The organism is Streptomyces sp. NPDC093064 (genome assembly GCF_044754605.1).
Classification (GTDB): Bacteria; Actinomycetota; Actinomycetes; order Streptomycetales; family Streptomycetaceae; genus Streptomyces.
In genome coordinates, this window is the sequence record NZ_JBIVPK010000008.1 from 173,514 (window position 1) to 186,307 (window position 12,794).

A 12,794-nucleotide genomic window follows, 5' to 3' on the forward strand; every position below is an offset into this window, starting at 1 on the left:
ACTGCGTCAGCGCCCTGGCACGTGTGGTGCCACGGATCCCGCGTGCCTTCGTCACTTCGGGGTAGACGGACCATGTCCACAGCTTGACTACAACACTTGAATCGAAGTCCTGGTTTGCCAGTGGTTGGGTGACCGTCAATAGGTGAAGGCATAGTCTCTGTGTCTTACCTTTTATCTTCAGATCTCATCATCTGGAGGGGCTGATCCCCACCCCGGCAGTGCTGCCGGTGTGCCCGAGGAGTACACGTGACCACAACGCAGGCCCCAGGGCCAGGAGCCCGGACGGCTCACCCCGAACATCTCGGGCACGTCATCTTCATCGCCGCGGCCGCCGCCATGGGCGGCTTCCTGTTCGGATACGACAGCTCCGTGATCAACGGCGCCGTCGAGGCCATCCGGAGCCGCTACGGCATCGGATCCGCGGAACTGGCCCAGGTCATCGCCATCGCCCTGATCGGCTGCGCGATCGGCGCCGCGACCGCGGGCCGTATCGCCGACCGCATCGGCCGCATCCGCTGCATGCGGATCGCCGCGACCCTGTTCACCATCAGCGCCGTCGGCTCGGCCCTGCCGTTCGCCCTGTGGGACCTCGCCTTCTGGCGGATCGTCGGCGGCTTCGCGATCGGCATGGCCTCGGTCATCGGCCCCGCCTACATAGCCGAGGTCGCCCCGCCCGCCTACCGCGGCCGCCTCGGCTCCTTCCAGCAGGCCGCGATCGTCGTCGGCATCGCCATTTCCCAGCTGGTCAACTGGGGTCTGCTCAACGCCGCCGGCGGCGACCAGCGCGGCCGGCTGATGGGCCTGGAGGCCTGGCAGGTCATGCTCGGCGTGATGGTCGTCCCGGCCGTCCTGTACGGACTGCTCTCCTTCGCCATCCCCGAGTCCCCGCGCTTCCTGCTCTCCGTCGGCCGCCGTGAGCGGGCCCGCCGGATCCTCGCCGAGGTCGAGGGCGACCACATCGACCTCGACGCCCGCGTGGCCGAGATCGAGACCGCCATGAAGCGCGAGCACAAGTCCACCTTCAAGGACCTGCTCGGCAGCAGCTTCCTCTTCAAGCGGATCGTCTGGATCGGCATCGGCCTGTCGGCCTTCCAGCAGTTCGTCGGCATCAACGTCGCGTTCTACTACTCCGCCACGCTGTGGCAGTCGGTCGGCGTCAACCCGACGGAGTCGTTCCTCTACTCGTTCACGACGTCGATCATCAACATCGTCGGCACCGTGATCGCGATGATCTTCGTGGACCGCATCGGCCGCAAGCCGCTCGCGCTCATCGGCTCGTGCGGCATGGTCGTCGGCCTGGCCCTGGAGGCCTGGGCGTTCTCGTACCCCCTGGTCGGCGGCAAGCTGCCGGCCACCCAGGGCTGGGTCGCCCTGATCGCGGCCCACGTCTTCGTCCTCTTCTTCGCCCTGTCCTGGGGTGTGGTCGTCTGGGTCCTGCTCGGCGAGATGTTCCCGAACAAGATCCGAGCCGCCGCCCTGGGCGTGGCCGCCTCCGCGCAGTGGATCGCCAACTGGGCCATCACCGCGAGCTTCCCGTCGCTGGCCGACTGGAACCTCTCCTGGACCTACGTCGTCTATACGGCCTTCGCCGCGCTCTCCATCCCGTTCGTGCTGAAGTTCGTCAAGGAGACGAAGGGCAAGGCGCTGGAGGAGATGGGGTAACCGCCCCTGCCTCACTGCCCCGGCTCACGCACCGAGCCGGGGCAGTACGTGCTCGCGTCGGGGGCGTTCCACTCCGTGTGCGCCGGGCGGCCGGCGGGCCCGGTATTCCAGGGGCACGCGGCCCCGTCGGGACTACCGCTGACGGCCCAGGTGGTCGCGCATACTGGACGCGTTATGGAAACCATCATCCTTGCTGTAGTCATCGCCGTGCTCGTGCTCGGCGCGCTCGGCGGGCTCATCGTCGGCAGCCGCCGGAGGAAGCCGCCGCCCCCGCCGCCCTCGGCGCCCGACATCACCGCCCCTCCGGCCGAGCCACACGTCGGCGAGGAGGCCGAGACGCCGCGAGAGGAGCCGCGGCGGACGATCGAGGAGGTGGATCTGCCCGACGGCTCGGCTCCCGTCGCCGTCGAGGAGCCGCCCGTCGAGGAGCTTCCGGCACCCCCGATCGAGGTGCCCGAGCCCACCGCCGGCCGTCTGGTGCGGCTGCGCACCCGCCTCTCCCGCTCGCAGAACGCCCTGGGCAAGGGCCTGCTCATCCTGCTGTCCCGCGAGAATCTCGACGAGGACACGTGGGAGGAGATCGAGGACACCCTGCTGACCGCCGACGTCGGTGTGCAGCCCACCCAGGAGCTGGTCGACCGGTTGCGCGAGCGCGTGCGCGTGCTCGGCACACGTACCCCCGAGCAGCTGCGCGGGCTGCTGCGCGAGGAGTTGCTCACGCTGATCGACCCCGACATGGACCGCACGGTGAAGACCGAGCCCGCCACCAGCAAGCCGGGCATCGTGATGGTCGTCGGCGTCAACGGCACCGGCAAGACCACGACGACGGGCAAGCTCGCCCGTGTCCTGGTCGCCGACGGCCGCAGCGTCGTGCTGGGCGCCGCCGACACCTTCCGCGCGGCCGCCGCCGACCAGCTGCAGACCTGGGGCGAGCGGGTCGGCGCCTACACCGTGCGTGGCCCGGAGGCCGGCGACCCCGCCTCCGTCGCCTTCGACGCGGTGAAGGACGGCAAGGAGATGGGCGCCGACGTGGTGCTCATCGACACCGCCGGCCGCCTGCACACCAAGACCGGCCTCATGGACGAGCTCGGCAAGGTCAAGCGCGTCGTGGAGAAGCACGCGCCGCTGGACGAGGTGCTGCTCGTGCTCGACGCGACCACCGGCCAGAACGGCCTGGTCCAGGCCCGCGTCTTCGCCGAGGTCGTCGACATCACGGGCATCGTGCTCACCAAGCTGGACGGTACGGCCAAGGGCGGCATCGTGGTCGCCGTCCAGCGCGAGCTGGGTGTGCCGGTCAAGCTGGTCGGCCTCGGCGAGGGCCCGGACGACCTGGCCCCCTTCGAACCGGAGGCCTTCGTCGACGCCCTCATCGGAGACTGACTCCCCATCCTCCACAGCGCCCGCCCCGTAACCACCGGGGCGGGCGCTTCCGTCTGCGGAGCCGGCACACCGAGCGTCTACGGGCCCGGCACACCGAGCCGGGCCCGGCGGGCCGAGCCGAGGGCCGCAGGATGAGTCCCTGCCCGGCCGCTGGGAAAGCCGCGCCCCGGACGCTTCGTCGCTCCGGCGCCCGTCGGGCCGAGCGCACCCGCGGCCGCTCCCAGAACGGCCCCGGCCGGACGCCGGCACCTTCGGCCGCAGCCCGCCCCTCGCCTGTACGCGGCGCGGGGACATCGGCGGGCGCGGACACGCGCCGAGTCGCACGGCGCCGCGTAAGCACACGCATGCGCCGTCACCACCAGGACCCAGACGCGCACCCGCACAGGACACTGGGCCCGCGGTGGGGCGTCGCCCGTACGACCGGATCCGTCCCGGCACACGAGCCGAGGCCGGCGCCAGTCGTACGGGCCGCAGGCCCCCGCCCCGGCCGCCTGGCCGCTCGGGCCATCGGCTCGCCGCGTCCGGACGGATCCCGCGCCGTCCGCCCGGCAGGGGCGCGCGAGGGATGCGGCCCGCGAGGCATTTTCGGCCTGCTGCCGAGGGCGGGCCCGCTTGCGTGGAGTCGGCGAGCATCGTGCCCGCACTGTCTCCGCGCACCCCTTGACGGAAGGCCGGAAGGCCCGCAGCCCTCGTGTTCCGCGGGGCTGAGCCCGCCGGCGGTCGCGCTCGGCGGGACTGAATCCATGGGCGACCCGGTCGGCGGGGTCGAGCCCCGGCCCCGCTCGGGGGGCTGACCCCGTGGGCGACCCTGCTCTACAGGACGCCCCACAGCCGCTCGCCGACAGGTGTCCCCGGCGCCGCCGTTCGAGTTCCGTCCTCCGGCTATGCCCGTGACCGGTGGGCCACGTAGGCCAGGGTGCCCAGGAGGAGGCGGGCCTGGGGCGGCTTGGCCGTGTCCAGGGCGGGCGGGCGGAGCCAGCGGACCGGGCCGCGGCCGCCGCGGTCGGACGGCGGGGCCGTGAGGAACGTGCCGGGGCCGAAGCCGCGCAGGTCGAGGGAGGCAGGATCGTCCCAGCCCAGGCGGTAGAGCAGGGCGGGCAGCTCGGCGGCGGCGCCGCGGGCGACGAAGAACTGGGCCCGGCCGTCCGGGGTGGCGGTCACCGGGCCGAGGGGGAGGCCCATGCGCTCCAGCCGGGCCAGGGCGCGGCGCCCGGCCGGCTCGGCGACCTCGATGACGTCGAAGACGCGGCCGACGGCCAGCATCACCGCGGCCCCCGGCAGCTCCCGCCACGCCCTGGTCACCTCGTCGAGCGTGGCCCCGGCCGGGATCTCGGGCGCGAACTCCAGGGGGTGGGCGCCTGGAGCCGGGCAGTTCGTGCGGCCGCAGGAGCAGGCGCCGCCGACGGCCCGCGCGCCCCGCACCACGTCCCAGCCCCACAGCCCGGTGTACTCGGCCACCGCCGTGCACTCCGACGAGCGGTACGACCGACCGCGCCGCCGCGTGCCGGAGCGGATCTCGCGCATGCCGCCGATCGTGAAGCCCATGCCCCCTCCAACGGGTCCACCGCCCCGATGGTTACGAGGCGGATGCCGACCGTCACTCTCTGTTTTCGCCCCTCCCCGGCCCGGCCGGGTCCGTACGGTGTGCGGAAGCGCCGCGGGTGGTGCGTCCGGCGGCGCGCGCCCTCGCGTGCACCGCTCCACTCGCCCGCGCCTGTCCTATGTCAAGTGAATCGCCTAGAGGCAACCGAGGGTTCATTCGAAGGGGTGGCGAATGGTGGCGTTTCAGGGATCCCTGTGGCTGAGCGGGTGATCGTAGGATTACTGTGAGTGTGCGAGGCCTGGGGGCACATGCACTCGTGGGTATGCCGGAGGCAAGTCGCCAGTCGGTTCGAAGGGTGAGAATCGGCGGACGAACAGCCTTGTTGACCGGCATTCTGATAGGGCTTGGCGCACCAAGCGACAAGTGGTCTCAGGGATGGGGGCGTTCCAGTGAGCGGCAACGGCGAAAGCGGGACGAGCGCTGCGAGCGCGGACAAGCGCCCGAACGAGCTGCTCGCCTCGTGGTTCGTGCGCAGCGGCTGGTCCAAGGGCGAGCTCGCACGCCAGGTCAACCGCCGCGCCCGCGAGCTGGGCGCCAACCACATCTCCACCGACACCTCGCGCGTCAGGCGGTGGCTGGACGGCGAGAACCCGCGCGAGCCGATCCCCAGGATCCTCTCGGAGCTGTTCTCCGAGCGCTTCGGTTGCGTGGTCGCCGTGGAGGACCTCGGTCTGCGCACCTCCCGCCCGACCCCCTCCGCCACCGGTGTCGACCTGCCCTGGACGGGCCCGCAGACCGTGGCCCTGCTCAGCGAGTTCTCGCGCAGCGACCTGATGCTGGCGCGGCGCGGCTTCCTCGGAACGTCGCTGGCGCTGTCCGCGGGCCCGTCCCTCATCGAACCGCTCCAGCGCTGGCTCGTGCCCGCGCCCCCGGCCCCCCTGGAGGAGCCCGAGCCACCGGCCGCCTCCCGCCGCCCCGGCCGGCTCTCCCGGCCCGAGCTGGAGCTGCTGGAGACCACCACCGTGATGTTCCGGCAGTGGGACGCCCAGTGCGGCGGCGGCCTGCGCCGCAAGGCGGTCGTCGGCCAGTTGCACGAGGTGACGGACCTCCTCCAGGAGCCCCAGCCCGAGCCCACCGGCCGCCGACTGTTCAAGGTCGCCGCGGAACTCGCCGAACTGGCCGGCTGGATGAGCTACGACGTGGGACTCCAGCCCACCGCGCAGAAGTACTTCGTCCTCGCCCTGCACGCCGCCAAGGAAGCCGGTGACAAACCGCTCGGCTCCTACGTCCTGTCCAGCATGAGCCGCCAGATGATCCACCTCGGCCGCCCCGAGGACGCCCTGGAGCTCATCCACCTCGCGCAGTACGGCAGCCGCGACTGCGCGAGCCCGCGCGCCCAGTCCATGCTGTACGCGCTGGAGGCCCGCGCCTACGCCAACACGGGCCAGCCCGGCAAGTGCAAGCGCGCCGTGCGCATGGCCGAGGACGCCTTCGCCGACGCCGAGGACTGGGACGAGCCCGACCCCGACTGGATCCGCTTCTTCTCCGAGGCCGAGCTGTACGGCGAGAACTCCCACTCCTTCCGCGACCTCGCCTACGTCGCCGGCCGCAGCCCCACCTACGCCTCACTGGCGGAGCCGCTGATGCAGAAGGCCGTGGAGCAGTTCGCCGAGGACCGCGAACACCAGCGGTCGTACGCCCTGAACCTCATCGGCATGGCCACGGTCCACCTGCTCCAGCGCGAGCCCGAGCAGAGCACCGAGTACGCGAGGCAGGCGATGCGGGTGGCCAAGAAGGTCCGCTCCGAGCGCGTGAACACCCGTATCCGCAAGACCGTCGACAACGCCGTACGCGGCTACGGGGACCTCGCCGAGGTCATCGACCTGACCGAACAGCTCGCCGCCGAACTGCCCGAGACCGTCGAGGCCGTCTGACAGCGCCTCCCCGACCCCGGCCGCGGCCGGCCCTCCCGAACTGCCCGACTCGGCTCCCCCATGCCTGGTCATCGGAAGGCCGCCCGCGGCCGGCCTGTTTTTCCTCATGCGCTTCACGGCACGTCACCACGCGCTTCACCGGCACGTAACACAGCAGACCTCTTCGTCACTCCGGCGAAACAACGCGAGGCGTCCACCGAAACCGCGCCGGGCCAGTCTCGTGGCACGGTCGGCCGGCCACCCCCTCGCCGACCGCGCAAGGCTTCGCCCGGCCGCCCGCACGGGGCCGCACCGACCGACGAGGAGACGCCGATGGCATCAGCCGCCATCCTGCTGGCGGCGGACGCGCCCAAACTGTCGTCCGCCAACACCGGCTTCATGCTCATCTGTTCCGCCCTGGTGATGCTGATGACCCCCGGTCTGGCCTTCTTCTACGGAGGCATGGTCCGGGTCAAGAGCACGCTGAACATGCTGATGATGAGCTTCATCAGCCTCGGCGTCGTCACCGTCCTGTGGGTGCTCTACGGCTTCTCGATGGCCTTCGGCGCCGACCGGGGCTCCCTCATCGGCTGGACCTCCGACTTCGTCGGCTTCAGCGGTATCGGCAAGACCGAACTGTGGCCCGGATACACCATCCCGGTCTTCGTCTTCGCCGTCTTCCAGCTGATGTTCGCGATCATCACCCCCGCCCTGATCAGCGGCGCCCTGGCCGACCGGGTCAAGTTCAGCGCCTGGACGCTGTTCCTGGTGCTGTGGGCCACGGTCGTGTACTTCCCGGTCGCCCACTGGGTCTGGGGCGCCGGCGGCTGGGCCAACAAACTCGGCGTGATCGACTTCGCGGGTGGCACCGCGGTCCACATCAACGCCGGCGCGGCGGCACTCGGCGTGATCCTCGTCATCGGCAAGCGCATCGGCTTCAAGAAGGACCCGATGCGCCCGCACAGCCTCCCGCTGGTCATGCTCGGCGCGGGCCTGCTGTGGTTCGGCTGGTTCGGCTTCAACGCCGGCTCCTGGCTCGGCAACGACGACGGCGTCGGCCCGCTGATGTTCGTCAACACCCAGGTCGCCACCGGCACCGCCATGCTCGCCTGGCTCGCCTACGAGAAGATCCGGCACGGCGCGTTCACCACCCTCGGAGCCGCCTCCGGCGCGGTCGCCGGCCTGGTCGCGATCACCCCGTCCGGCGGCGCCGTCTCCCCGCTCGGCGCGATGGCCGTGGGCGCCGTCGCCGGCGTCCTGTGCGCCATGGCGGTCGGCCTGAAGTACCGGTTCGGCTACGACGACTCCCTCGACGTGGTCGGCGTCCACATGGTCGGCGGCGTCGTCGGCTCCCTGCTGATCGGCTTCTTCGCCAGCGGCAAGGGGCAGTCCGCCGTCAAGGGCCTGTTCTACGGCGGTGGCCTGGAGCAGTTCTGGAAGCAGTGCGCCGGCGTCTTCGCCGTCCTCGCCTACTCCCTGATCGCCTCCGCGGTCCTCGCCTTCCTCCTGGACCGGACCATCGGCATGCGGGTCACCGAGGACGAGGAGATCTCCGGCATCGACCAGGCCGAACACGCCGAGACCGCCTACGACCTCACCGGCGCGGGCGGCGGAGTCGTCACCGCCGTCACCACCCCGGCCCTGGCCGCCGCGCAGATCAAGAAGGCCGCCACACAGAGCAGGAAGGTGGACGCATGAAGCTCATCACCGCCGTGGTCAAGCCCCACCGGCTCGACGAGATCAAGGAGGCCCTCCAGGCGTTCGGCGTCAACGGCCTCACCGTCACCGAGGCGAGCGGCTACGGACGTCAGCGCGGCCACACCGAGGTCTATCGCGGAGCCGAGTACACCGTTGACCTGGTGCCCAAGATCCGCATCGAGGTACTCGCCGAGGACGACGAAGCCGAGCAGCTGATCGAGGTCGTCGTCAAGGCAGCCCGCACGGGCAAGATCGGTGACGGCAAGGTCTGGTCCGTGCCGGTCGAGACGGCGGTCCGGGTCCGCACCGGCGAGCGCGGCCCGGACGCGCTCTGACGGCGCGAGGACAGGAGCCGCCGGTGACGGGAGCGGACGTGCGAAGCGAAGCGGAGAACGCGGGGCCCGGCGGCTACGCGGCGGCCCGGCTGCGCCTCCTCACCGAGGGGGCGTGGTACGGGCCATCGCGCCGGGCCGCGCTCGCCGGACTGACCGACCGCTGGCTCGCGGAGCTGTTCACCAGGGCGGCCGGGGGACCGCGGGGCGTCGCCCTGGTCGCCGTGGGCGGCTACGGGCGCGGAGAGCTGTCGCCCCGCAGCGATCTGGACCTGCTGCTCCTGCACCACGGCGGCGGCACCGAGGAGATCGCCGCCCTCGCCGACCGCCTCTGGTACCCCGTGTGGGACCTCGGCATCGCCCTCGACCACGCGGTCCGCACCCCGGCCGAGGCCCGCGGGGCGGCGCGCGACGACCTCAAGGTCCAGCTCGGACTGCTGGACGCCCGGCACCTCGCCGGCGACCTCGGACTGACGACCGCACTGCGCACCGCGATCCTCGCCGACTGGCGCAACCAGGCACCGAGACGCCTGCCCGAACTCCGGGAGCTGTGCGCCGAACGCGCCGAACGGCAGGGCGAGTTGCGGTACCTCCTTGAACCCGACCTGAAGGAGGCCCGCGGCGGCCTGCGGGACGCCACCGCCCTGCGTGCCGTCGCCGCCTCCTGGCTCGCCGACGCCCCGCGCGAGGGCCTCGCCGACGCCCGCCGCCGGCTGCTCGACGTGCGCGACGTGCTGCACCTGGCGACGGGCCGCGCCTCCGACCGGCTCGCGTTGCAGGACCAGGACCAGGTCGCCGCGGAACTGGGCCTGCCCGACGCCGACGCGCTCCTGCGCCAGGTGTACGAGGCGGCACGCGTCCTCTCGTACGCCGGCGACGTCACCTGGCGCGAGGTGGGGCGCGTGCTCCGGTCGCGCGCCGTGCGGCCGAGGCTGCGCGCCCTGCTCGGCGGCCCAAAGCCGGTCGCGGAGCGGACCCCGCTCGCCGAGGGCGTGGTGGAGCACGACGGCGAGGTCGGCCTCGCCCGCACCGCGCGCCCCGAACGCGACCCGGTGCTTCCGCTGCGCGCCGCGGCCGCCGCCGCGCAGGCGGGCCTGCCGCTCTCCCTGCACGCCGTACGGCATCTCGCGGCCACCGCGCGCCCCCTGCCCACGCCCTGGCCCGCCGAGGCCCGCGAACAGCTCGTCACCCTGCTCGGCTCCGGCCGCCCCACTGTCGAAGTCTGGGAGGCGCTGGAGGCGGAAGGGCTGATCACCCGGTTCCTGCCCGACTGGGAGCGGGTGCGCTGCCACCCGCAGCGCAACCCCGTCCACCGCTGGACGGTCGACCGGCACCTGATCGAGACCGCCGTACGCGCCTCCGCCCTCACCCGCCGGGTCGGCCGCCCCGACCTGCTCCTGGTCGGCGCGCTGCTGCACGACATCGGCAAGGGCCTGCCCGGCGACCACTGCGCGGCCGGCGAGACCATCGCCGCGGACGTGGCCGGGCGCATCGGCTTCGACCCGGCGGACACCCGGGTGCTCGCCACCCTCGTACGCCACCACCTGCTACTCGTCCAGACCGCCACCCGGCGCGACCTGGACGATCCAGCCACCGTCCGCGCCGTCGCCGAGGCGGTCGGCACCCAGAGCACCCTCGAACTGCTGCACGCCCTCACCGAGGCGGACGCCCTGGCCACCGGGCCGGCCGCCTGGTCGTCCTGGCGCGGATCCCTCGTCACCGACCTGGTCGGACGGGTCCGCGCGGTTCTCGCCGGGGATGCCCCCGACGAGCCCGAGCCCGCCGCGCCCACCGCCGAGCAGGAACGGCTCGCCATCGAGGCCTTCCGCACCGGCGGGCCCGCCCTGACCCTGCGGGCGCGGACCGAGCAGCCCACCGAGGAGTACCCGGGGGAGCCCCAGCAGCTCGGGGTGGAGCTGCTGATCGCCGTCCCCGACCAGCCCGGCGTCCTGCCCTCGGTGGCCGGAGTGCTGGCGACCCACCGGCTCACCGTCCGCACGGCCGAGCTGCGACCCCTGGACCTGCCGGACGGCGTCGCCCGTGGCTCCGTACTCCTGCTGGACTGGCGCGTCGCCGCCGAGTACGGCGCCCTGCCCCAGGCCGCCCGGCTGCGCGCCGACCTCGTCCGGGCCCTGGACGGCTCCCTGGACATCGCGAGCCGCCTCGCCGAACGGGACGCCGCCTATCCGCGCCGCCACGGCGTGGCGGCACCCCCGCCCAGGGTCACGGTCGCCCCGGCCGCCTCCCGGCACGCCACCGTGATCGAGGTCCGCGCCCAGGACGCGCCGGGGCTGCTGTTCCGGATCGGGCGGGCTCTGGAGGACGCGAAGGTACGGGTGCGCAGCGCGCACGTCAGCACGCTGGGAGCGAACGCCGCGGACGCCTTCTACGTCACCGGCCCGGCGGGCGACCCGCTGCCCGACGAGGAGGCGGCGTCCGTGGCTCGGCGGCTGGAGGAGGCGCTGCGGACGTGACCTCGCGGGCGGGCGGGGACGAATTCCTTGCGGGGCCGGATACCCTGGAGGGCGATCCATCCTGTCGCCGATGCCGAGGACCGACGCCGCCGTGTTCGATACTCTCTCCGACCGCCTCTCAGCCACCTTCAAGTCCCTCAGGGGCAAGGGGCGCTTGAGCGAAGCGGACATCGACGCCACGGCGCGCGAGATCCGCATCGCCCTGCTCGAAGCCGACGTCGCCCTCCCCGTCGTGCGTTCGTTCATCAAGAACGTCAAGGAGCGCGCCCTCGGTGCCGAGGTCTCGAAGGCGCTGAACCCGGCCCAGCAGGTCCTCAAGATCGTCAACGACGAGCTGGTCACGATCCTCGGCGGCGAGACCCGCCGCCTGCGGTTCGCCAAGCAGCCGCCCACTGTGATCATGCTGGCCGGTCTGCAGGGTGCCGGTAAGACCACCCTCGCGGGCAAGCTCGCCAAGTGGCTCAAGGAGCAGGGCCACTCCCCGCTGCTGGTCGCCTGTGACCTCCAGCGCCCGAACGCCGTCAACCAGCTCAGCGTCGTCGCCGAGCGCGCCGGCGTGGCCGTGTACGCGCCCGAGCCGGGCAACGGCGTGGGCGACCCGGTCAAGGTCGCCAAGGACTCCATCGAGCACGCGCGGACCCAGGTCCACGACATCGTGATCGTGGACACCGCCGGCCGCCTCGGCATCGACCAGGAGATGATGCAGCAGGCGGCGGACATCCGGGACGTCGTCAGCCCCGACGAGATCCTGTTCGTCGTCGACGCGATGATCGGTCAGGACGCCGTCAACACCGCGGAGGCCTTCCGCGACGGCGTCGGCTTCGACGGCGTGGTGCTCTCCAAGCTCGACGGTGACGCCCGCGGTGGTGCGGCCCTGTCGATCCGGCAGATCACCGGCAAGCCGATCATGTTCGCGTCCAACGGTGAGAAGCTCGACGACTTCGACGCCTTCCACCCGGACCGGATGGCCTCCCGCATCCTCGACATGGGTGACCTGCTCACCCTGATCGAGCAGGCGGAGAAGACGTTCAGCCAGGAAGAGGCCGAGAAGATGGCCTCCAAGCTGGCGTCCAAGAAGGGCCAGGACTTCACCCTGGACGACTTCTTGGCCCAGATGGAGCAGGTCAGGAAGATGGGCAGCATCAGCAAGCTGCTCGGGATGCTGCCCGGCATGGGCCAGATCAAGGACCAGATCAACAACATCGACGAGCGGGACGTGGACCGCACGGCCGCGATCATCAAGTCGATGACTCCGGGCGAGCGCCAGGACCCGACCGTCATCAACGGCTCGCGCCGCGCCCGTATCGCCAAGGGTTCCGGCGTCGAGGTCAGCGCGGTGAAGAACCTGGTCGAGCGGTTCTTCGAGGCGCGCAAGATGATGTCCCGCATGGCCCAGGGCGGCGGTATGCCCGGCATGCCGGGGATCCCGGGCATGGGTGGCGGTCCCGGCCGGACCAAGAAGCAGCCGAAGAAGACCAAGGGCAAGCAGCGCTCCGGCAACCCGATGAAGCGCAAGCAACAGGAGCAGGAGGAGGCGGCCCGCCGTGCCGCCGCCCAGGCCGGCGGCGCCCTGGGGCTGCCGCAGCAGGGCGGCCAGGACTTCGAGCTTCCGGACGAGTTCAAGAAGTTCATGGGCTGAGGACCGCCGGGGAGTTCATGGGCTGAGGCCCACCCCGAGCGCCGTACGGCACACGCGTGTCACCCGTACGGCGTCTGGACGACGCTGAGGGCGCCCTTCCGCGGAGGGGCGCCCTCAGCGCGTGCCGGGGTACGCCATGTGCCGTAACGTCCA

The 12,794-nt window shown here is 72.1% G+C and carries 8 protein-coding genes; 7 read left to right on the top strand and 1 reads right to left on the bottom strand.

Annotation, left to right across the window (positions count from 1 at the left end; genetic code table 11):
* Nucleotides 1-246 precede the first annotated feature (246 nt).
* Nucleotides 247-1,662 (top strand): sugar porter family MFS transporter, encoded by a 1,416-nt coding sequence (locus ACIQFZ_RS12890; protein WP_402691213.1) that lies wholly within the window; start codon nt 247-249, stop codon nt 1,660-1,662.
* Nucleotides 1,663-1,836: 174 nt separating this feature from the next.
* Complete coding sequence (gene ftsY, locus ACIQFZ_RS12895) at nt 1,837-3,042, top strand: signal recognition particle-docking protein FtsY (RefSeq protein ID WP_365435472.1); 1,206 nt, start codon at nt 1,837-1,839, stop codon at nt 3,040-3,042.
* 882 nt (nt 3,043-3,924) lie between these two features.
* On the opposite strand, the gene ACIQFZ_RS12900 is transcribed toward ftsY, so the two are convergent.
* The gene (locus ACIQFZ_RS12900; protein ID WP_365419660.1) at nt 3,925-4,587 is read right to left on the bottom strand and encodes a bifunctional DNA primase/polymerase; all 663 of its coding nucleotides are present in this window, start codon (nt 4,585-4,587) and stop codon (nt 3,925-3,927) included.
* Between the two features lie 447 nt (nt 4,588-5,034).
* Here ACIQFZ_RS12900 and ACIQFZ_RS12905 point away from each other — a divergent pair, with 447 nt between their 5' ends.
* The 5 genes from ACIQFZ_RS12905 to ffh all read left to right on the top strand — a co-directional run bounded on the left by ACIQFZ_RS12905 (nt 5,035) and on the right by ffh (nt 12,641).
* A complete protein-coding gene (locus ACIQFZ_RS12905) occupies nt 5,035-6,519 on the top strand; it encodes a hypothetical protein (RefSeq protein ID WP_402691214.1) in 1,485 nt (494 codons plus the stop codon).
* Between the two features lie 312 nt (nt 6,520-6,831).
* Nucleotides 6,832-8,196, top strand: a complete 1,365-nt coding sequence (locus tag ACIQFZ_RS12910; protein ID WP_365419665.1) for an ammonium transporter — start codon at nt 6,832-6,834, stop codon at nt 8,194-8,196.
* Nucleotides 8,193-8,531 carry a P-II family nitrogen regulator gene (locus ACIQFZ_RS12915; protein ID WP_225079378.1) on the top strand — a complete coding sequence of 113 codons (339 nt, stop codon included), beginning with the start codon at nt 8,193-8,195 and terminating at the stop codon, nt 8,529-8,531. Before ACIQFZ_RS12910 ends, ACIQFZ_RS12915 begins: the two co-directional genes overlap by 4 nt.
* A gap of 23 nt (nt 8,532-8,554) precedes the next feature.
* A complete protein-coding gene (locus tag ACIQFZ_RS12920; RefSeq protein ID WP_402691215.1) occupies nt 8,555-11,002 on the top strand; it encodes a [protein-PII] uridylyltransferase in 2,448 nt (815 codons plus the stop codon).
* A 91-nt stretch (nt 11,003-11,093) separates the two neighbouring features.
* Nucleotides 11,094-12,641, top strand: a complete 1,548-nt coding sequence (gene ffh, locus ACIQFZ_RS12925) for a signal recognition particle protein (RefSeq protein WP_365419716.1) — start codon at nt 11,094-11,096, stop codon at nt 12,639-12,641.
* Nucleotides 12,642-12,794 lie beyond the last annotated feature (153 nt).